At 38.0% G+C, this 22,169-nt stretch carries 20 protein-coding genes; 10 read left to right on the plus strand and 10 right to left on the minus strand.

Annotated elements, in window-relative coordinates:
- Window positions 1–32: 32 nt before the first annotated feature.
- The 4 genes from ABDV71_RS18175 to truA form a co-directional block, all read right to left on the minus strand.
- On the minus strand, window positions 33–1,208 hold the full coding sequence (locus tag ABDV71_RS18175) for a FecR domain-containing protein (RefSeq protein ID WP_343535097.1): 1,176 nt from the start codon (window positions 1,206–1,208) through the stop codon (window positions 33–35).
- 63 nt (window positions 1,209–1,271) lie between these two features.
- Window positions 1,272–1,853 carry a sigma-70 family RNA polymerase sigma factor gene (locus ABDV71_RS18180; RefSeq protein WP_343535098.1) on the minus strand — a complete coding sequence of 194 codons (582 nt, stop codon included), beginning with the start codon at window positions 1,851–1,853 and terminating at the stop codon, window positions 1,272–1,274.
- A gap of 37 nt (window positions 1,854–1,890) precedes the next feature.
- A complete protein-coding gene (locus ABDV71_RS18185; protein WP_343535099.1) occupies window positions 1,891–3,675 on the minus strand; it encodes an ABC transporter ATP-binding protein in 1,785 nt (594 codons plus the stop codon).
- Between the two features lie 59 nt (window positions 3,676–3,734).
- Complete coding sequence (gene truA, locus ABDV71_RS18190) at window positions 3,735–4,505, minus strand: tRNA pseudouridine(38-40) synthase TruA (protein ID WP_343535100.1); 771 nt, start codon at window positions 4,503–4,505, stop codon at window positions 3,735–3,737.
- Window positions 4,506–4,665: 160 nt separating this feature from the next.
- On the opposite strand from truA, the gene ABDV71_RS18195 reads away from it, so the two are divergent.
- From ABDV71_RS18195 to ABDV71_RS18205, 3 genes are all read left to right on the plus strand, one after another.
- Window positions 4,666–5,109 carry a DUF4293 domain-containing protein gene (locus tag ABDV71_RS18195; protein ID WP_343535102.1) on the plus strand — a complete coding sequence of 148 codons (444 nt, stop codon included), beginning with the start codon at window positions 4,666–4,668 and terminating at the stop codon, window positions 5,107–5,109.
- Between the two features lie 82 nt (window positions 5,110–5,191).
- The gene (locus ABDV71_RS18200; RefSeq protein WP_343535104.1) at window positions 5,192–6,415 is read left to right on the plus strand and encodes a T9SS type A sorting domain-containing protein; all 1,224 of its coding nucleotides are present in this window, start codon (window positions 5,192–5,194) and stop codon (window positions 6,413–6,415) included.
- Window positions 6,416–6,866: 451 nt separating this feature from the next.
- Entirely contained in the window at window positions 6,867–8,762 is a 1,896-nt protein-coding gene (locus ABDV71_RS18205; protein ID WP_343535106.1) for a DEAD/DEAH box helicase, read from the plus strand.
- A 96-nt stretch (window positions 8,763–8,858) separates the two neighbouring features.
- Here the strand turns inward: ABDV71_RS18205 and ABDV71_RS18210 are convergent, their stop codons facing one another.
- The 4 genes from ABDV71_RS18210 to ABDV71_RS18225 form a co-directional block, all read right to left on the minus strand.
- Complete coding sequence (locus ABDV71_RS18210; protein WP_343535108.1) at window positions 8,859–9,203, minus strand: hypothetical protein; 345 nt, start codon at window positions 9,201–9,203, stop codon at window positions 8,859–8,861.
- A 477-nt stretch (window positions 9,204–9,680) separates the two neighbouring features.
- Window positions 9,681–10,682 (minus strand): NAD(P)H-dependent glycerol-3-phosphate dehydrogenase, encoded by a 1,002-nt coding sequence (locus tag ABDV71_RS18215; protein ID WP_343535110.1) that lies wholly within the window; start codon window positions 10,680–10,682, stop codon window positions 9,681–9,683.
- A 124-nt stretch (window positions 10,683–10,806) separates the two neighbouring features.
- Complete coding sequence (locus tag ABDV71_RS18220; protein WP_343535111.1) at window positions 10,807–12,159, minus strand: efflux RND transporter periplasmic adaptor subunit; 1,353 nt, start codon at window positions 12,157–12,159, stop codon at window positions 10,807–10,809.
- A 104-nt stretch (window positions 12,160–12,263) separates the two neighbouring features.
- The gene (locus tag ABDV71_RS18225) at window positions 12,264–13,700 is read right to left on the minus strand and encodes a TolC family protein (RefSeq protein ID WP_343535112.1); all 1,437 of its coding nucleotides are present in this window, start codon (window positions 13,698–13,700) and stop codon (window positions 12,264–12,266) included.
- Between the two features lie 84 nt (window positions 13,701–13,784).
- Between ABDV71_RS18225 and ABDV71_RS18230 the strand changes: the two genes are divergently transcribed.
- Window positions 13,785–14,444: a polysaccharide deacetylase family protein gene (locus ABDV71_RS18230; RefSeq protein ID WP_343535113.1), complete on the plus strand. Its 660-nt coding sequence runs from the start codon at window positions 13,785–13,787 to the stop codon at window positions 14,442–14,444.
- Between the two features lie 139 nt (window positions 14,445–14,583).
- Window positions 14,584–15,510 carry a M23 family metallopeptidase gene (locus tag ABDV71_RS18235; RefSeq protein WP_343535114.1) on the plus strand — a complete coding sequence of 309 codons (927 nt, stop codon included), beginning with the start codon at window positions 14,584–14,586 and terminating at the stop codon, window positions 15,508–15,510.
- On the opposite strand, the gene ABDV71_RS18240 is transcribed toward ABDV71_RS18235, so the two are convergent.
- Together ABDV71_RS18240 and ABDV71_RS18245 are read right to left on the minus strand one after the other, a co-directional pair.
- A complete protein-coding gene (locus ABDV71_RS18240) occupies window positions 15,488–16,291 on the minus strand; it encodes an alpha/beta hydrolase (RefSeq protein ID WP_343535117.1) in 804 nt (267 codons plus the stop codon). The genes ABDV71_RS18235 and ABDV71_RS18240 overlap by 23 nt on opposite strands.
- An 8-nt stretch (window positions 16,292–16,299) precedes the next feature.
- Window positions 16,300–17,103 (minus strand): helix-turn-helix transcriptional regulator, encoded by an 804-nt coding sequence (locus ABDV71_RS18245; RefSeq protein WP_343535119.1) that lies wholly within the window; start codon window positions 17,101–17,103, stop codon window positions 16,300–16,302.
- Window positions 17,104–17,275: 172 nt separating this feature from the next.
- Here ABDV71_RS18245 and ABDV71_RS18250 point away from each other — a divergent pair, with 172 nt between their 5' ends.
- The 5 genes from ABDV71_RS18250 to ABDV71_RS18270 all read left to right on the plus strand — a co-directional run bounded on the left by ABDV71_RS18250 (window position 17,276) and on the right by ABDV71_RS18270 (window position 22,132).
- Window positions 17,276–17,659 (plus strand): hypothetical protein, encoded by a 384-nt coding sequence (locus tag ABDV71_RS18250; RefSeq protein ID WP_343535121.1) that lies wholly within the window; start codon window positions 17,276–17,278, stop codon window positions 17,657–17,659.
- Window positions 17,659–18,099 (plus strand): hypothetical protein, encoded by a 441-nt coding sequence (locus ABDV71_RS18255; protein WP_343535123.1) that lies wholly within the window; start codon window positions 17,659–17,661, stop codon window positions 18,097–18,099. The genes ABDV71_RS18250 and ABDV71_RS18255 overlap by 1 nt, the downstream gene beginning before the upstream one ends.
- A gap of 9 nt (window positions 18,100–18,108) precedes the next feature.
- A complete protein-coding gene (locus ABDV71_RS18260) occupies window positions 18,109–18,573 on the plus strand; it encodes a hypothetical protein (RefSeq protein WP_343535125.1) in 465 nt (154 codons plus the stop codon).
- A 14-nt stretch (window positions 18,574–18,587) separates the two neighbouring features.
- Complete coding sequence (locus ABDV71_RS18265; RefSeq protein ID WP_343535127.1) at window positions 18,588–19,070, plus strand: hypothetical protein; 483 nt, start codon at window positions 18,588–18,590, stop codon at window positions 19,068–19,070.
- A gap of 296 nt (window positions 19,071–19,366) precedes the next feature.
- Window positions 19,367–22,132: a bifunctional aconitate hydratase 2/2-methylisocitrate dehydratase gene (locus ABDV71_RS18270; RefSeq protein ID WP_343535128.1), complete on the plus strand. Its 2,766-nt coding sequence runs from the start codon at window positions 19,367–19,369 to the stop codon at window positions 22,130–22,132.
- Window positions 22,133–22,169 lie beyond the last annotated feature (37 nt).

Below are 22,169 nucleotides of genomic sequence, written 5' to 3' on the forward strand. Positions count from 1 at the left end.
TGTGTTTAGGTTATTAATTATTTTATAGGTGGTTAGTTCTCATATACGGAAAGCGTTCTATCTTGTTTAAGTTCTATTCTAATATTTCCAGTTAACGACAGCATACGTAGCACTTCAGAAAGATTTACATTTCTAGAAATCACTCCATTGAATCTCTTTTGGGGAATTTTAGCAGGATCAATGTCAATATTGTACCATCTCCCTATTTGACTAAGAATGGTTTTTAGAGAAGCATTGTTAAAACTGAAAAGGCCATTTTTCCACGCTATTTCACTATCAAGATCTACTTGGCCCATGGAAATCTGGCGGTCATTTACCTTAGCTTGCAGCATAGGTTTCAAAATGGCAGAGGCAGATTGATTAGCTATTTTCACACTGCCTTCAATCAAAGTGGTCTTAATCACAAGCTCGTCCAAATAACTATTGATATTGAAGCTCGTGCCCAGCACCTCTACTTCTTGTTTGATTCCATTTTTATCGGTTTTCACAATAAATGGATGAGAAGCGTCTTTAGCGACTTCAAAATATCCTTCCCCGCTTAACTCTACAATTCGACGGCTTCCGAAAGTTTCTGGAAAATGAAGAGAAGACAATGCATTTAACCATACTTTAGTTCCATCAGAAAGAATAATCTGAAACTGATTACCTTTAGTCGTCTCCAACGTATGGTACTTTGCTTCTTTCGCAGTACCTTGACGATCTACTTGGTAAATCAATTCTCCATTAGCATTTACTGCCACTTTTAAACCGGCCTCCAATAAAATATCCTCACTTTTCTTGTCACCCAGAATTACCTTTGAACCATCGGCTAACGTAAGTGTTGCCCGATTTACTCCTGGCAAAACGTCTAGTTTCCCTTCAATGGCAACTAATGGGTTTACCATAGTTTCTTTTTTAGCAGACCTTTGTTGTAGATAAAAAAATGTTCCTATTGCCAAAGTCAAAACAGCCGCGGCAGCTGCAAATTTGTAATACAGTTGATAACTCCTAGGTTTTGCTGAGGATAATTTAGATTTGATAGCATTTAAACCATCTTCCTCTAATTCATTTTGTTCGGATTGGCTAAGGCTAGATAAGAAACCTTCTTTACTATCAAAAGAATGATAATATTGTTCTATAAAATTTGCTTCTTCCTTAGAAGCAGAGCCCTTTAAGTATTTTTCAACTAATTTACGGAGTGCTTTAGGGTATTGAATCTTAGGGATCATTGTACTTCCTTTTTATTACAGTACAACAAAACCGAAATAATCCCGATTTTTTTTGATTTTTTTTTAAAACAGAAAAATAAGCACCAAAAACAACAGAAAAAGCTGTGTAATTCTAAGCTTCAATAATCTTCCAGCTTCCGACAATTGATTTCTCACTGTCTTTTCTGAAATATTTAGTGCGACAGCAATATCTGAAGATTTTAAGCCTTCAAAATGATACATGGTAAATATCTTTCTTCGCTTTTTGGATAAGGTAGCCAAAAACAATTGCAGCAAATATTTTGCTTCTTTAGTTAAAACAGCTTCATCCGCATTTAGGGGAGAGACGATATCATTTTCAAAAGAAGTGTAGAAACTGGCATTTAAATGCTCTTTACTTAAACTCTTTAGTACCTGAAAACGAACTGCACCGTGCAGATATGCCATTGGCTTCTCAATTTCCAAGGTATCTCTTCTATGCCACAAATCAACAAAGATATTCTGGATAATATCTTGACATTTCTCTTTCACTGGCAATCTTCTGTAGGCTGCATCAAATAACACTTTCCAATGCCTTCTATAAATCACCTCAAAAGCCTGTTCGTCCCCCTGCTTTAAAAGTGAGAAAAGTGCAAAATCATCAATATCTACCCAGCTGTTTTTCAAGAAAGACTACTATTTTAGTCAAATTTAACTAATAATATCAATCTTTCGCAATACCTACAGAGGAAAACTGTAAGTCGTACAAGCGTTTATAATAACCATCTAATTTAAGTAGTTGCTGATGTGTTCCTTTTTCTTTGATTTCGCCCCTATCCAATACGATGATCAAATCTGCTTTTTGGATGGTTGATAAACGATGGGCAATGACTATGGAAGTCCTATCCTGCATTAACTTGTCAATCGCATTTTGTATCAGCATTTCTGTTTCGGTATCTACCGAAGAAGTTGCCTCATCCAACACTAAAATAGCTGGTTTGTAAACCAAGGCTCGAATAAAAGAAATCAACTGAGCTTGTCCTGCAGAAAGTGTCGCCCCCCTTTCCATCACATTATAATGATAGCCCCCTGGTAAACGTTCGATGAAATCATGTGCACCTACTTTTTTTGCAGCTTCTACTACTTCATCATATCCAATATCGGGATTATTTAAAGTGATATTGTTAAAGATAGTATCTGAAAAGAGAAAAACATCCTGCAAAACCGTCGCTATATTCCTGCGTAAATAATACAGGTCGTAATCCTGAATATTTTGCTGATCAATAGTGATGCTTCCTTTTTGGATTTCGTAAAAACGGTTTAGGATATTGATGGTTGAAGATTTACCTGCTCCCGTAGCTCCCACCAACGCAATGGTTTGCCCAGCTTTTACTTCAAAAGAAATGTCCTTCAATACATATTTCGGATCTTCTTCGCCATCTTGATCATAGCTGAACCACACCTCTTTAAAAGCAATGTTTCCTTCTAATTTTTTCGGAGCCAAAGTCCCCGAATTAAGGGTGACTTCTTGGGTATCCAATACTTTAAAAACACGTTCGGCACCTACCATTCCCATTTGAAGGGTATTAAACTTATCTGCCAGCTCCCTAATTGGCCTAAACAACATGTTGATGAACATGATGAAGGTGGTAATGATTCCTGGATCCAAATCTGGTTTGGCCAATACGGTTTTTGCACCGTACCAAATCAGTAGCCCCAATGACATGGCCGAAATCAATTCTACTACCGGAAAGAAGATAGAATAATACCAATTGGAACGGATGTTGGCATCGCGATAACGGGAATTGATTTTTTCGAATTTCTTATATTCCTGATCTTCCCTAGCAAAATATTGAATGATGGCAATACCGCTAATGTGTTCTTGTAAAAAGGTATTTAGGTTAGACACCTCTGCCCTCACTTCCTGGAAAGCCACTTTAATGGCCTTCTGGAAAATCCTAGTGGCGATGATCAAAAATGGCATTGGAATTAAGACGGCTAAGGTAAGTTTCCAATCCATCCAAAACATAATGGTCATGAGCACAATTACCTGCAGCATATCTCCAATCATAGCAATTAATCCTTCAGAGAAGATATCTGCAATGGTTTCTAAATCTGAAACCGTACGGGTAATCAGCTGACCAATGGGAGTTTTATCGAAAAATTTCAGCCGCAACTTACTGATGTGGTTAAACACATTAATCCGCAGATCCCTAATAGCCGACTGTCCCAATTTGTTGGTGAGCAGTGTATGCGCATACTGAAAAATAGTTTGCAAGGCCAGCAACACCAGCATTAAAATGGTAATATTCAGCAAGCCATAATAATCGCCTTTAAGAATATGCTTATCCAGCGTATAACCCACTAAAAGTGGTCTGGCAGGTGCAATGGCTGCCAATAAAATAGTAAGCAACACCGACCAGATAAAAATAGCCCGATAAGGCCTTACATAGGCCATTACCCTTTTTAATAAGCTAAAATTAAATGCGTCACCTGTTACTTTTGACATGTTTTAAATTTTGAATGATTGAATATTGATAAACCACAGGGGCATATTCAGCCATTTTATCATTTCTTCATTTTATCATTTTTAATATAAGGATATTCTACCGCCACCAAATAAAGTCCGCAAGCCGGCACAGATTGGCCTGCATTGCCACGGTTTTTACTTTCCACGATTTTTGAAACGTCCTGCGTCTCAATATCACCACGACCCACCATCACCAAAGTACCCATAATGGCCCTTACCATATTACGCAAAAACCTATCGGCTTTAATGGTAAAAATAATTCCGTTTGGCTGTAATTCAAACACTGCATGGCTAATTTTACAGTTATTGGTAAATGTTTGGGTATTCGATTTGCTGAAACAAGAAAAATCAGTGTATTGCAATAACAATTTTGCTGCCTGGTTCATTTTCTCTACATCCAATTCTCCTTTGTACAACCATGACCGATTCAACTTAAATGGGTCTTTTTGGAAATGAAGATAGTATTTGTATTCTCTAGCAGTAGCATCAAAACGAGCATGGGCATCTGCAGCAACTTCAAAAATACGATGTACGGCAATGCTATATGGCAGTAGTGCATTTAATCCTGTAATAGCATTGGTAAGTTGCTTAGGGCTTACATCGGCCAAATCAATATGAGCATAAAATTGCGTAGCATGCACACCAGTATCTGTACGTCCGCACCCTAAAGAAACGATTTCCTGTCTGAAATAAGTACTTAGCGCCTTATCCAGACATTCCTGTACGGTAATTCCATTAGGTTGTATTTGCCAGCCATGATAATCGGTGCCGTTATAGCTAAGCTCTACGAAATAACGTTTTGTTTCCAAGCTGCAAAAATAAAGGAAAGAACAGGGAATAAAGAAAAATGAATAAAGATTATACGCAGAACCAAAGTGCAAAAACAAATTGCCAGACAATTTAAAGTCTATATCAGTCTTTGTTCTTTTATCCCCAAAAAGTTAAGTTTGTAAAAAATTTCATCTCATTATGATTCAGAGAATTCAATCTATTTGGTTTTTACTCGCTGCACTTACCGCTTTTTGTTTATTGTTTATTCCTATTATTGGTGTTGAGTCAAGCTCAGGATACCATGTACTATATGGCTCTGGTCTAAAAACAACGGGGGGCAATTCGCCGACCAATATCCCTTTGTTGACCAGCACTGCTTTCGCAGGATTGATCAGTTTAATGAACATTTTCAATTTCAGAAATAGAAAACTACAGATACGTATTGCCTTATTGAATATTATATTGATATTGGCTTTATCGACATGGTTTTTCCAAATTGTAAAAGGTATAAGCGGAGTATCCGTACTTAACTTTGAACCGGGGATATATCTTCCGTTAATCGCTATTATTTTTACGTTGCTGGCCATTAGGGGCATTAAAAAAGACGAAAAGCTCATCCGTTCTGCCGACAGATTGCGTTAAAAAAATTAATATTTTCATGTAATTGACTAAATGTGAGCTTTTTGTTAACTTTATCACAATAGTTCACCTCAAACCCCTTTATATGAAAAAATTTTTACTTTCTTTATTATTTATTAGTGGATTTGTTGCTAAAACTTTGTCGCAAACAATCATAACTAATTTAAGCCCAATTCAACAGGACTTTAACGGCTTGTCAAACACTTCAAATCAAACTTGGACAAACAACACCACAATATCTGGTTGGTATAGTAATAAAACAGATTTAACGATTAACACAGGTTCTAGTAATGTTGGAGCACTGTATAATTACGGTTCATCAAATTCGACCGATAGAGCCCTTGGCGGATTAGCAGCTGGAACTATTGGAACTATTTATTATGGCTGGTTACTAACTAACAATACCGGCAATGAGATAAAAAGTGTTACTATTAGCTATAACGGAGAACAGTGGAGGTCTGGAGGAACTAATTCTACACTGCAATCACTTACATTTCAATATCAACTAGGCACTAGCTTAAGTGATATAACTACGGGAACCTGGACTTCTGTTCCATCACTAAAATTTGACAGCAAAATAAATTCTTCAACAGCTGGTGCACTTGATGGAAACGCATCTGCCAACAGAACTTCTATAACAGCTAGTTTCAACGTCCTGATAGGTCCTAACGAGCAAATTTTTATTAGATGGACAGATATTGACGATAGTAATAATGACCACGGCTTAGCAATAGATGATGTTATATTCACTCCCAATGCATCTGTTCTCCCCGTTTCCCTAACCTCTTTCACTGCCAAGGCCAACCAACAAAACGTTGACTTAGCATGGAACACTGCCTCAGAAAAGGACAACTCCCATTTTGACATTTTACGTTCTGGAGATGGCAAAACATTTTCAAAAATTGGCGAAGTGAAAGGTGCGGGCAATAGCAGTACAGCAAAAAACTATGCCTTTACCGATAAAGATGCATTGCCTGGAGTAAGTTATTACCAACTAAAACAGTTTGATGCAGATGGAAAAAGTTCTGATTCTGAAGTTATTGCCGTAAAATCCAATGTAGCGGCCAGTAATTTTAGGGTATTTGCCAATAAACAGGAGGGCATAGTTAAACTCACCATTTTTGCTGCCAATGAAGGCAAGGGCTCGTTTAAGATTTATGATTTAAATGGCCGCAAATTGACGGAACAGCAATTGAATTTAAGCAAGGGCTATACCAATGTCTCTGTGCCTTTTAGTGGCGCCAACGGCCTACATGTGGCGTCGTTAACCACAGCAACCGAAACAGTTACTCAGAAGTTTATTCAATAAAGCATTTTAGGCTTCGAAATTTAAATATTTCGCAAGTCCATAAAAATACAGAAGCCAGTTCCTTATGAACTGGCTTTCCTTTATTCGAAGGGTTGCCCCTCATCAATGGCTTGATGCAAATGAAATTTACAAAGTAGAGGTAGACCAACTTGTAATAGCCCCGATTGTAGTGGAAATACTTTTTGTTGTGGGCAATGCGCTAACCTCGTAGGTTTTAAAAACCTACGAGGTTTAGCACCACAATCACAAAAAGATTGAAACAAAAAGCGGGACTTTCCCCCGTGAATTGCCCTATAAATACGCTCCAAGGCTATATAAAAAGGCATTAACAGAGAGAACACTCTTTTAACTTTCTTATTTACAATTTATTACACAAAAAACTAATTCACGCTAACACTATAAATTACCAATTATTAACCGTACCTTTGCGCCTTAATTTAAAAATGTTATAATGATAAACCCATTTAGTAAATTGGGGATAAGTGATGACGTTGTTAATGCCGTTAAAGAGCTAGGATTTGAAAATCCTACGCCTATTCAGGAGCAAGCCATTCCTGTACTGTTAGAGGGTAGTAACGACTTTGTTGGTTTGGCCCAAACAGGAACAGGAAAAACAGCCGCATTTGGTTTGCCGTTGTTAGAATTAATCGACTTTAAGAGCAATAAGCCACAGGCACTTATATTGTGCCCTACTCGTGAGCTTTGTTTGCAGATTGCAAACGACATCAGAAATTTCTCAAAGAACACGCCTGGTGCTAGCATTGTTGCCGTTTACGGTGGCGCTAACATCATGCAGCAACTCCGCGAAATTAGAAACGGAGTGCAGATTGTTGTGGCCACGCCCGGCCGTATGTTAGACATCATTGGACGTAAAGCCATTGATTTCTCTAATGTAAACTATGTAGTTTTAGATGAGGCGGATGAAATGTTGAACATGGGTTTCCAAGAAGACATCAACGACATCCTTTCTACTACTCCAGACGATAAAAAAACTTGGTTGTTTTCTGCTACCATGCCACCTGAGGTGCGCCGCATAGCGAAAAACTATATGGATAACCCTGTTGAGTTGACCATGGGCACCAAGAACACCGGCAATGCTAATATTGAACACGAATACTATGTAGTGCGTGCTCGTGATAAGTATGCTGCCCTAAAACGTATTGTAGATTATAACCCTGATATTTTCGGTGTAGTTTTCTGCAAAACCAAAATGGATACCCAAGATGTTGCAGAGCATTTGATTAAAGATGGCTACAATGCCGATGCTTTACATGGTGACCTTTCTCAGCAACAACGTGACAAGGTAATGAAACGTTTCCGCGAAAGAAGTATGCAGTTATTGATTGCTACTGACGTTGCGGCCCGTGGTATTGACGTAAACGACGTTACCCACGTAATCAACTTTGCTTTACCTGATGAGATTGAAAGTTACACGCACAGAAGTGGCCGTACCGCGAGAGCTGGTAAAACTGGAACTTCTATCTGTATCATCAATTCTAAAGAGCTTGGCAAAATCCGTCAAATTGAAAAAATTATTGGCAAGAAATTTACCAAAGCTGACTTGCCAACTGGCTTTGATGTTTGCGAAAAACAATTGTTCGGTTTGATTCACCGCGTACATAACGTGGAAGTTAACGAAGAGCAAATTGACAAATATATGTCTCGCATCAACGATGAGTTTGCTGACTTGAGCAAAGAGGAAGTAATCAAGAAATTTGCTTCGTTAGAATTCAACCGTTTCTTAGAATATTATCAAAATGCTCCAGACCTTAACATCAGTGCTGATGAGCGTGAAAGAGGTGAGCGTGGAGACAGAAGAGAACGTGGTGAGCGTGGCGGTAGAGGTGCTGAGGCTGGATATGCTCGTTTGTTCATCAATGTGGGTTCAGTAGATGATTTCACCAGAGGTGATTTATTGAGCTTTGTTTGTAATCATGGTCGCATTAGCGGAAAAGCTGTTGGTAAGATTGACCTGAAAGGTGTTTTCTCTTTTGTTGAAGTAGAAAGCGCTACTGCCGAAACACTTTTGGCTAACTTTAAAGATGTACAATATAACGGCAGAGAAGTTAGAATTGAAGTGAGTGGCGAGCCTGCTCGTAGTGGTGGTCGTGGAGAAGGAAGACGTGGCGGTGACCGCGGCGGATTTGGCGGAGACAGAAGACGCGAAGGTGGCGGTGGCTACAGAGGCGGAGATAGAAGAAGTGGCGGAGGAAGCGGAAGACGTTCTAATGGCGGAAGCGAAGGCGGTTTCAGAGATTTCTCTGGACGTAGTCGTGAAGAAAGAAGTGCTGGAAACGGAAGACGCGATGGTGGAAATGGCGGAAGCGACAGAAGACGCAGATCTTAGTTTTAAGTTCACAAATAATAAAAAAAGCCCTAACAAGTTTGTTAGGGCTTTTTTATTTCATTTTCAGCTTAGCGATTAAACATTGGAAACTGCCAACTACTGAACTGGCTTATTTCTGATCTGACTGGCTTTTAGGTAAATCTTTGCTCCTTTTTTATTTACATAATACTTGCGGTTTTTACCATCGATGTAAACATTGGAACCATCTGGAGCCATTTTACCTTTATAAGTCTCATCAGCAACCTTGGCCGTACCTTTTACGGCAACTTCAGCGGTTTTATTTCCCACAGCAGTGGCACCTTTTTCTACAGCCTTACCCGTTTTCTGTAGTGCCTTTCCTACCTCTGTTTTCTTTTCTTTTTTTTCTTGAGCGTTAACATTCAATGAAAACAAGCCTAATGCTGCTACAGCAAACAGGCCTATGATATATCCCTTTTTCATTTTCTTTTGGTTTTTATGAGGGGACAACAAATAAGGGAATGGTTTGGTTTTAAGGGACACTTGTTACTTGTTCAGAAATAAGCAAGTGCCAATTTATTCATATGATCAACAAAACCAATTTTACAGATTTTACTCGTAGCTGCTTCGCGGTCTCCGTAGCGCCAAAATGGCGAGATAGGGCAAACCTCATAGGTTTTTAATTAGGCAGTTATTCTTCATTGCGAGTTGCGTACAGTCCTCCCGTCATTTCGAACGCATGTGAGAATTGAAAATCAACGAAGTTAAATCTAACTCCTCGCAGAATACCTTGTTAAACTTGCGCTTAGTCTTGCCACCAGCAAAAGACAACAGAGACGTTTTTGAACTTCATTATACTAATCCAAAGATTTCTCGACTACGTTTCTCTTCGCTCGAAATGACGGGAATGTTTCATCCATCGATATGAAAAAAAGATTTAAAAGCCGATTTGATTTAGATCTAACTTAGTTTCTCCGTCAATGCTTTCATCTCAGCATGGGCAGATTTTCTTTCGTATAGGATTTGATAAACCGCCTCCGAAATTGGCATGTCAACTCCATATTTCTCATTGATATGGTGCATGGAATTTGCGGCGTAATAACCTTCGGCAATCATGGCCATTTCCAATTGTGCTGATTTTACAGTATAGCCCTTTCCTATCATATTACCAAAAGTACGGTTTCTACTGAATTGGGAATAGGCAGTTACCATCAAATCACCCAGATAGGCAGACTCTTTGATATCTCGCTCAATAGGATGAACTACGCCCACAAAACGTTCTATTTCTCGGATGGCATTTGAAATAAGTACCGCCTGAAAGTTGTCACCATAACCTACTGCATGGCAAATACCGCTGGCTACAGCATATATGTTCTTTAGCACCGCAGCATATTCGGTACCGAAAATATCATCAGAGATATTGGTTTTGATGTATCTGGTATTTAAATGATTGGCAAAATTTTCGGCCAGGGCCACATCCGTAGATGCTATGGTTAAATAAGAAAGCTTTTCTAACGCCACTTCTTCTGCATGACAAGGCCCGCTGATCACTACAATATCTTTATAAGGCAAACCAAACTTTTGATGTAAATAATCACCAATAATCAGGTTTTCTTCGGGCACAATACCTTTAATCGCCGAAATCAGTTTTTTGCCTTTCAAATGAGCTGGCCTAATATCCTTTAGGGTATCGCTTAAAAAAGCGGCGGGCACATTGAGTATTACATAATCAGCCTGAGAAATAACATATTCAATATCCGAAGAAACATTTTCGGGTTTCAGCTTAATTTCAACTGCGCTTAAATAACTAGGGTTATGCTTATAGTCCCTGATATGACTAATGGCTTCTTCGTTCCGCATCCACCAAAAAATCTCTTTTTCTGATTCATTATCAGAAAGCATTTTAATAATGGCTGTTGCCCAACTTCCTCCGCCAATCATGGCTATATTCGGTCTGCTCATATCAATTTGTTAGTCTTGTTGTATTACCGCCTAAACATCGGCTAAAAACAAAAGGTTTAAGAAAATGCGATACGCACTTCCTTAAACCTTTACAAAAATAACTAAATATTATGATTTGCTACGACTACTTTTTACTTCCTGTAGTAAACAACTTATCCTTAGTCGTTTGCTCCACTTTGGTGCCGTCTTTCAATTTATTTTGGATAGCCGAATAAGGTCCAGAAACAATTTGCTCACCTGCTTTCAATCCTTTTTTAACAATGATATACTGATCATTTTGGATACCTGTATTCACCTCTGCTTTCTTAACCGTTGAAGTTTTGGCATCAAAAAGGTATACATATTGTTTAATCTGCTTATCGTTCAATTTATTTTTTTGTTTTTCGGCATCCTCACTACCGCCCCCACTTCCACTATCGTTTTTGTTATCGGTAAAAACAGCTTGGATAGGAACTGCCAAACCTTTCACCGTTTCGCTTTCAATATCAACCGTAGCCGAAAGGCCTGGTCTGAAAGGCGATGGAAGATCTTTTGCGCCACCTTTAACCGTGCTGTATGATTCGGCCAACAACCTTACTTTTACAGAGAAGTTGGTTACCTGATCTACAGATGCTGTAGTTGCTGCTCCAACGTTGGTAGAAGAACTGGCGATTTCAGTAACTACGCCTCTGAATTTTTTACCCGAGAAAGCGTCCACTTCTACGGTAGCGCTATCGCCCAAGGTTACACGGTTAATGTCATTTTCATTTACATCTACGTTAACCTCCATGTTGCTCAAGTTAGAAATACGCATGATTTCGGTACCAGCCATTTGCGAAGTTCCTAAAATACGGTCACCAAGCTCAATAGACAGTTTAGAAACCACACCATCAACAGGCGCATAAATGGTAGTCCTGGCCAAGTTTGCACCTGCCTCCTTCACGTTTGCTGCCGATTGCTCTAGCCCGAATTTGGCGCCAGTTACATTTTCCTTAGAACTTTCCAAAGTAGATTTTGCCGTTAAATAAGCTGCTTTTGCATTATCAAACTCTGCAGCCGATATTACCTTTTTGTTATAAAGCTCCACATTACGTTTGTAGGTGGCTTCGGCATTCACAAAATTAGCTTGCGATTGCACCAGTTGCTGCTGTGATGACGCAACGCTGGCTTTTTGTGAGTTATATGAAGCTACAGCTCTTTCATAACCCGATTGCAAAATATCTGGACGCACCTTACAAAGCAATTGCCCTTTTTTTACCACATCGCCTTCTTTTACCAAAAGCTCTGTCACCTCGCCCGATACTTCGGAACTTAGTTTAACTTCGGTTTCCGGCTGTATCTTACCACTAGCGGTAACGGTTTCAATTACTGTTCTTTCCCCAGCTTTTTCCACGGTCACTTTCTCTATCTTCTCCTTACCAATTACACCTGTCAATTTTAATATGATCAGTAATGCGATAATTGCTCCGGCGCCTATTAAAATGTGTTTTAACTTCATATTTCGAATTGTTGTATTGTTAAATTGTTGAAAGGTTCAAAAGTTGGATATTGTAAAGTCGAGAACTACGAACCGAAAATCGTTAGCCTTTATTTCTTATTTCTTTAAAATGCGATTTGTTTTCCTAAATAATAATCAATCACTTTTGATTTGAACAACAAATCATACTTGGCCTGTATCATATCTATTTCGGCCCTATTTTTATTGGTTAAGGCAGTGCTATATTCTACCGAATTGGCCAAACCTACATTATAGCGTTGTTCAATAACATAAAATGCATCTTTTTGGGCGGCAAAAGCATTTTGGGTAGATTGATATTTGCTTTCGGCAGCTCTCAGATCAGCAACCGCCTGAAAAATAACTTTATTAAGATTATTTTTAGAAAGCTGCTCTTGTACTTGCGTATTCTGGTAATTGATTTTTGCCCTTCTTACATTGGAACGAGCATTAAACCCGTTGAACAAAGGAATGGAGAGGTTAAAACCCACAAATTGGTTAAAGTTATCCTTAATTTGCGATGAAAACTTTTGGTTGGCATAAGTAGTCAAAAAAGCATCGGTAACCACCTTTTCATTGGTAGTAGCTGTACGACCGATTTCCCTTACACCATTAGGCACAATAGACTCCACATATTGACGACCGCTAGAATAGTTTGTACCTAAACCTCCACCAAAAGACAAACGTGGGTAATAAGTTCCTTTAGCTACATCAATACCTTTTTCAGCAGCTTGGGTTCTTAATGAAGCCAATTTAATATCAGGAAAAGCATTCATTGCCGAAGATACTACCTCAGAAGCGGTATAATTATTTTTTGTTACCGTTAAAGCATCAACCGGTGGTACTTGCACCTCAAAACTGTTGTCTGAAGGTAGTTCCATCAATTGGTTAAGTGTTAAATAAGAGATGGTCAAATTATTTTGCGCATTGGTTACTTCCAACTCTGAGCTTGCCACCTGCGATTTAGCCTGTGAAACGTCGGCCAATGTTTTATTTCCCACTTCTAGCAATTGCTGTTGTTGGTTAAGTTGTTGTTTTGCCACCACCAACTGGGCTTCTGCCGCTTTCAGCAGATCTTTATTAAACAAAATCTGCATGTAGGCCGTTACCACCTGTAGTATCAGGTCGTTTTTAACTTTATCAATATTGGTTTTATCGGCATCCAACAACAACTTATTCTGTTTAATTTGGTTTACCTTTTGCCATCCTGAAAACAGGTCAACACTGGCCGAAAGGTTACCACTTGCCGAATTAAATTGCTGACTAATGTACTGGTTGGTAGAAGGGTCAATACTACGTCCGAAATTTCTATTGCCACTAGCACTAGCATTTAATGAAGGCAATATGGCATTTTTCGATTGCTTAAAATTCTCATCGCTTAAAGCCGCACTAAATTGAGCCTGTTTAACCTGCAGGTTATTTTTGAGGGTTTTATCAATGGCATCCTGAATGGTGATGACCTCTTGCGCAAATACTGCCTTATTGCCAACAACCGTGGATAGTACCACTCCAAACAATAAACCTACACTATAAATTTTCTTCATAAATTCAGTTTCACAATTATAAATAAACAAGGGGTTGTTTTCTGTATTTTTTCAACTCAAGCCTTTAATGTTTACATTTACAGCATGTACACCGTTAGGCCGCCCTTTTTTCTCAAATGGTATTATCGCAATTTAATTTGGAATAAAGATAGCACAGAAAAAATTGTTTACCTCACGTTTGACGATGGCCCCATCCCAAATGTTACAAGCTTTGTGTTAAATACGCTAAAAAGTTTTAATGTTAAAGCTACGTTTTTTTGCATCGGCGACAATATTAGCAAACATCCTGAAGTTTTTGAACAAATTAAAACAGATGGACATGCGATAGGCAACCACACTTACAACCATTTAAAAGGTTGGAAAACGGATGATGAAACCTACATCGACAATTTTTGGAAATGCCAGGAACTGACAGGTACTAATTTGTTCAGACCTCCGTACGGAAGAATCAGGAAAAGCCAAATTGAGAAATTAGTTGCAAGTTATGAGTTACAAGTTAGGGGCAATTCGAAATTCAAAATTCAAAATTCAAAATTGGAAATCATTATGTGGGACGTCCTCAGTGGAGATTTTGACCTAAAGCTTTCTCCGGAAAAGTGCTATCAAAATGTGATTAAACATACCAGAAATGGTTCCATCATTGTTTTTCATGACAGTTTAAAGGCATGGGACAGACTGGAGTATGCCCTGCCCAAAAGCATCGAATATCTATTACAACAAGGCTACCAATTTAAAACTTTGTAAAACTGATTTGTCAAATTTATTTAAGTACAACTATCATTACCTATCAAAATATTTATATCCCTTATGGATTTATGTATTCTTCTTCATCTTAACATTAAAATCACAACCAAAAACTAGCTTAGCCATCTAAATCGTAAACATGAACAAACTTTACAAAGTCGCATTATCATTCATTTGCTTATTATCGGCATCAATTAGCCAAGCCCAAGAAAAGGAGCTTAGCATTAGCAGCAAAACAAATTCCGACAAAAGTGTAACCCTCACTGCCGAAAAAACCTCACCCGGCACCTACACGGTGGTATTAAATTTTAGAGACCTTAACAATTCGAGCATCGCAGGCGACCCAATTTATGAAATAAGGCACAGCAACGATAATTTTTTAACCTTATCTCCTATCAATAAAGACCAAGGCATTGGCTATTCATACAGTTACAGCTATATTAGGGGAAAACTGAATCCTAAATATAGTCCGCTCTTTTTATATGCCCTACCTTATGCACAAGGCAAAAAAGTAAGGGCTGTAGAATCTGGTTTCCTTAATGCCACTTATTTTGGATCTACCACTCCAGACGATTGGAAAGCTTACCGCTTTTATACCGAAAATGCCGACACTGTTACCGCTATTAGAAAAGGCATAGTGGTAAATGTAAGCGATATATATGATGAAGACACCAAAGATTTAAAATACACTAGTAAAGTAAATACAGTAATTGTAGAACACGCAGACGGTACCTTAGCCACTTACAAGGGCTTTAAAAAAGGGATTTTGGTGAAAGAAGGACAAACTGTATTTCCTGGCACTGCCTTGGGTATTAATAGCATTACGAATGAAAGATATGGCATTTCATTATTGATTACCTACCTTAAATCGGCAGAAATCGGCGCCGCTAAAAAGAACCCAAAGGAAACCAAAAGCCTATATGGTTTCATCACGCCATATTTCTGTACTACCGAAAATGCTAATGGTGTATTAACCAACCAAAAATATTACACCTCAGTAATTACACCCGAAATTATCCAGAAAGAAATGACCAAAAAGGAGATTAAGAATTTGGTGAAGAAGTAGTTTGCGATTCCCCAAATACATCTGTGGCAAAACCAACAAGCAACTTCGAAAAAAACGCTGGTTGATCTAAATGCGCTAGATGCCCGGCATTATCAATCAAATGGATTTTATTTTGCCACAGATGAAGACCGACATTCTCCAAAAATCTCGTATTGCAAATTTTATCATATATTCCGTAAACCACCATTACGGGTTGATGGCTATCACGCAGATTCCCTATCTCGTCACTCCATAAGCCTTCATTGATTGTGTTAAGCAATTGCTTTCGATAATTTGGATCGGTTTTAAGATAATCGGCTTTAAGCATCTCTTGCTGCTTTTGGTTTTGATAGTAAGTCAAGCCACTTATATAATGATCAAGATCACTGTCTTTTGGTGCCACATCAATAAGAACATGCCCATATTCAAATGGCAACAATACCTCTGCAGGAGTAATTTTACCTCCAACAATTGGAGCTCCAATTAAGACTATTCCTTTACAATTAGAGAGTTTATCTGCTGTTTCGCCTATAATATTAGTGCCTATTGAAACACCAACGAGGATATAATTTTTCAGCTTCAGTTTATTGATGGTCTCTAGTATTTTGTTTGAGAGGCTGGCCAACGAATAATCAGGGCCAATAGCATTCTTGTCCCAACGGTCTCCATTCCCATCTATATCAATGCAGTACAAATGGAATTGATTTAATTTCTTTTCACTAACCACGTCGTCCCAAACGGCAGAACTACCAGAACTTTGGTGAATAAAAACAATGGCATTGGTATTTTCTTGGCCAGTCATTTTCAAGTTTATAGAAGTTGGTTTTGACAGGCAAATGCTATCAATTCAGCCACGTTTTTGGTATTGGTTTTTTTCAACATACTCTTGCGGTGATTGGCAACCGTATTTTCGGCAATTTTCATTTTCCATGCAATTTGTTTGCTACTGAGGCCCTCTGCCATACACTCAAGTATCCTTTTTTCTTGGGCCGATAATATTTTGTCTTCGGCCAAAGGGAAAAAATGATTTTCTTCTACAAGTGATTTGGTTAAATGACCGTTAACTTTTTCAATTTTTTCAATAGCATGGTACATCATACTATCTTTTTTAAACATAGAAATATCCATCACCATTCCCAAGCTATACAAAGGCAATCCAGTTTTAGGATCAGTGATGTAGCAACCTCTTTGAAAAATTGGAATATAATTTCCATTTAAATGTCTTACCCTAAAATTATAGGAGAAAATAAATTGATGATGTTCATTTTGAGGTTGACTTGATAAGAACGCCGAATTTCGCACAAAAACATTTTCATTATAAATCCTGAAATCATCTTTCTGATAAATATCAAACAGCATCGGGATTCCGCTCTCTAAAAACATCCTTGGATCATGGCCTGTAATCAGTTGGCAACCATCGGTCATGATCATATAATCCGACTTAGTGTAGTCAATAGCAAATAAGAGTGGTGAGGTGTGGTTAAGCGCAATGTTGAGCCTATTGAATTGATAGAGGACCTTTTTTATTTCAGCTTCTTCAATTAAATCGTTCGCATAATAAATCGTCTGCAAATGATGCTGAAAAGTGAAATTGGTGGAACGCCTGATTTTCATGGTCAATTCATCTAAACCTTAAGATAAAAATACAAAATTCAACAAATAAAACATAAAATTTATAGCCATAAATAGCTATTGTACAACCCTTAACAGACGAATAATTTTGATTACAAACAGGGAGGCCGAAAACTGTAAATGAAAAGATTAGGCATCATAAATTCGACTCTTTATGAAAAAGGCATTTTTTCTTTTAGCGTTTCTCTTTTGTGCGACCATGCTAAAAGCACAATCTCGCAGTGAATGGCGATATGAAGGGAAAATAAATGGAGTTTCATTTTATACCAAATACTTATGCCAAGACAATTGTTCCTATGAACTTTTTTTGCTTAAAGCCGTGAATGAAGCCAGCACAGCAAAGGAAGTATCTACTGGCGATATCATTTTCAAATGGTACACCACAGAAATTAAAAAATTAAACGGCGCTGGTTTTACATTAAAACCTTATGCGACTAAAAGCGGACAAATGGACGGACTTTTTTGGATTGTACCCAAAGGACACGAAAAGGAAGCATTGGGATATTTATCTAACCTCAACGTAAAAAATCTTGAATAATGAAAAACTCAATTTTTATCCTCGTTCTGCTTTTGAACGGAATAAGGTTAAATGCACAGACAAAGCCTTCAAAACAAGAAACTATTGATTGGCTAACGGCCAAAATAAGAGAAAATTCAACGTATAGCACTAATACGAGCACTTGTACTTACACAGTAACCGAGGATCATAAAATCAAAATTTCAAGCTCAAACAATATAGGCATATTCAAAATCTCATTTTCTTTTGATGATATATGTGATGCACGTATTAATAGACTTGGAGGAAAAACCATATATGTAAAATTAAAAAGTCCTTCTATAGGTTATTACGATGATGGTTCTTCAGGAGAATATAACCAATATTTACTTTTTTTTGAGCCTGATATAGCGGAAAGAATGCTTAAATCATTTAAAACTTTAGCAGAATATAACTGCCCTCCAGCAAAAAACACTTTTTAAGGAAAAAACATGAAAAAACTGGCTTTTATACTCCTTTTACTATTAAATGGCGCTGTTTTATTTGGGCAAACGAAACCTACAAAGCAGGAAACGATTGATTGGATAATAGCTAAAATAAGAGAAAATCCAAGAATAGAGGATATTCGCCATCCCGGAGTTTATTATACTTATTCAATAACGGATGATTATAAAATTAAATGCTCATTAATATCACAACGTAAAGTATCATTTACAAATACAGTTACTTTTTCCTTTAATGATATATGTTCTGCTTCTTTTAATGAAAATTTTAAAGCCATTAGTGTGACTTTTAAAAGTCCTATCAAATCGAAAAGTGATGATGGAACCACAGATGAAGAAGATAGTTGGGAGTTTTTTATAAATCCAAGCGCTACCAATATGGGAGAAAGGATGCTCAAAGCATTTAGAACATTAGCGGAATATAACTGTCCGCCTGTAAAAGAAATTTTTTAAAAAATATACTTGAAATGGAACAAATTGAAAAACCAAGCCTTGAACTACAGGCTGCACTTCTCTATGACGATAGATTTAGTAAAAGCACTAAAATATTTGGGGAAGCAGATCCAATACTAACTAAAGTAAAAATCATTTTTGTAACACATAACGACAATAAGGACCACGATACGCGTCTAAACGTAAAACTTAAAACAAAAGTAAATTTATTTTTAAGTAAAGATATTGCAGTGGGTAGCGACTTAGCTAATGATGTTGAATTTTCAGACCCATCTGTACATGCTTTTGACCTTGTTCTTTCTTCAAATAATATTCATTTGTCGGATCTTAAACTTCCCGTTGTAGAAATTAGTATTCAACCAAACGGAAATGATCGATGGATTTTTGATTTTCAAGTAGAATTAACATTTGATGATAGCAATACTTACTCATCAAAATCACAAGGGTTGATTCTTGATCAAAACAATAAACATTATGAAGGTGTATTTTCAAACTAAACAAAATTTGCACATACGGAACTAAAAAAAATCAAGCTTTTCCAGCAATATTTTTCATGTAATGATCTTTACTATACCAATTAAATACTAGTCCCGTATTTAAAACAAATTCATATCATCTAATGAGCTGCTTAAATTGCATTTAAGCGTTGTTTTTATTATTTTTGCTTTGACCAAAAATTTGAGTTTTCTTGGTCAATAAACACAAATTTAATATACAAAACAGTGTTTCTTTCGCAGAAAGTAAGTGCACACCCTGTAGCGCTAGCCTTTAGTAAGAAAACACCCCATCTAAGATGAGTATTTACAACGATTATATCCAAGAGATTGAAGAGAGAAAAACCCAAGATCTTCATCCAAAACCTATTGACAGCGCTGAATTATTAAGTGAAATCATTACCCAAATCAAGAATGTAAACAATTTTAACAGAGAACAAGCTGTTAATTTTTTCGTATACAACACTTTACCAGGCACTACCGCTGCAGCGGGTGTAAAAGCGCAATTCTTAAAAGAAATTATTTCAGGCGAGACCATTATTCCAGAAATCACCCCTGATTTTGCTTTCGAATTGTTATCGCATATGAAGGGCGGACCTTCTATCAAAGTTTTATTAGACATCGCCTTGGCTGATAACGGCGACAAAGCTAAAAAAGCAGCCGACGTACTTAAAACCCAAGTTTTCTTGTACGATGCTGACACAGATCGTTTGAAAGAGGCTTACCAAAATGGCAATGAGATTGCTCAACAAATATTAGAAAGCTATGCCCAAGCCGAATTCTTCACCAAACTTCCTGAAGTAGCTGAAGAAATCAAGGTGGTAACTTTTATTGCTGGTATTGGCGATATTTCTACGGACTTATTATCACCAGGTAATCAGGCGCACTCTCGCTCAGATCGCGAATTGCATGGCAAGTGCATGATCACTCCTGAAGCGCAACAAGCCATCAGAGATTTACAAGCACAACATCCTGATAAAAGTGTAATGTTGGTAGCTGAAAAAGGCACCATGGGCGTAGGTTCTTCACGTATGTCTGGCGTGAACAATGTGGCACTTTGGACAGGTAAACAAGCTAGTCCTTATGTTCCCTTCGTAAACATTGCTCCAATTGTAGGTGGTACCAATGGTATTTCTCCGATTTTCCTAACTACAGTTGATGTAACTGGCGGTATTGGTATTGACCTTAAAAACTGGGTAAAGAAAACAGACGAAAACGGTAATGTTGTTCGTAACGAAAACGACGAGCCTGTTTTAGAAGAAGTATATTCTGTAGCCACAGGAACTGTTCTGACCATCAATACCAAAGCAAAAAAATTATACCATGGCGACCAAGAGCTGATTGATATTTCGAAAGCTTTAACACCACAAAAACTGGAGTTTATCAAAGCTGGCGGTTCTTACGCTATCGTATTTGGTAAAAAAATTCAAACTTTCGCCGCTAAAACTTTAGGAATTGAAGCTCCGGTAGTATTTGCTCCAGCTAAAGAAGTATCTATTGAGGGCCAAGGCTTAACTGCGGTAGAAAAAATATTCAATAAAAATGCGGTAGGCATTGCCCAAGGTAAAGTTTTACATGCGGGTTCCGACGTTCGCGTGGAAGTAAACATTGTAGGTTCTCAGGATACCACAGGTTTAATGACAGCTCAGGAATTAGAGTCAATGGCTGCTACCGTTATTTCTCCAATTGTTGATGGCGCTTATCAGTCAGGTTGCCACACGGCATCTGTTTGGGATAAAAAAGCACAGGCAAACATCCCTAAATTGATGAAGTTCATGAATGACTTTGGCGTAATTACTGCCCGCGACCCTAAAGGCGTTTATCATTCTATGACCGACGTGATCCACAAGGTATTGAACGATATTACTATTGACGAATGGGCAATCATCATTGGTGGCGACTCACATACGCGTATGTCAAAAGGAGTAGCTTTTGGGGCAGATTCTGGTACCGTAGCCTTGGCATTGGCTACAGGCGAGGCTTCCATGCCAATTCCTGAGTCGGTAAAAGTTACTTTCAAAGGTCAAATGAAGGAGCATATGGACTTCCGTGATGTGGTTCATGCCACTCAATTACAAATGCTACAGCAATTTGATGGCGAAAACGTATTCCAAGGCCGTATCATCGAAGTACACATTGGCACTTTATTAGCTGACCAAGCTTTTACTTTTACAGACTGGACAGCGGAGATGAAAGCAAAAGCGTCTATCTGTATTTCACAAGATGACACTTTGATCCAATCATTAGAAATCGCTAAAAACCGTATCCAAATCATGATAGAAAAAGGTATGGACAACCATAACCAAGTTCTACAAGGTTTGATCAATAAAGCAAACAAACGCATTGAGGAAGTTAAAACCGGTATTAAGCCAGCTTTAATGCCAGATGAGAATGCCAAGTATTACGCAGAAGTAGTGATTGACCTTGATGTGATTAACGAGCCAATGATTGCTGACCCTGATGTAAACAACGCAGATGTTTCTAAACGCTATACGCACGATACTATCAGAGATCTGACCTACTACGGTGGTGATAAAAAAGTAGATCTTGGTTTCGTAGGTTCTTGCATGGTACATAAGGACGACTTGAAGATTGTTTCCCAAATGCTGAAAAACGTAGAGACTCAAACAGGTACGGTAGAGTTCAAAGCTCCATTGGTGGTTGCAGCACCTACTTACAATATTATTGATGAGTTGAAAGCGGAAGGCGACTGGGAATACTTGCAAAAATACTCTGGGTTTGAGTTTAGCGATGCACTTCCAAAAAGCACCGCCCGTACCGAATATGAAAATATCATGTACTTAGAGCGCCCGGGCTGCAACTTATGTATGGGTAACCAAGAAAAAGCAGCTAAAGGCGATACGGTAATGGCGACCTCTACACGTTTATTCCAAGGTCGTGTGGTAGAAGATAGGGATGGTAAAAAAGGAGAATCTTTATTGGCCTCAACGCCAGTGGTGGTTCTTTCTGCAATCTTGGGTCGTATTCCAAATATCGACGAATATAAAGCAGCTGTAGAAGGCATCAATTTAACCAAGTTTACGCCTATTTCTACAAAACAGTAAGAAACAAATCAACATACCATTTGTTAAAACAAGAGGC

The sequence above is a fragment of the Pedobacter sp. genome (assembly GCF_039594775.1).
Classification (GTDB): Bacteria; Bacteroidota; Bacteroidia; order Sphingobacteriales; family Sphingobacteriaceae; genus Pedobacter.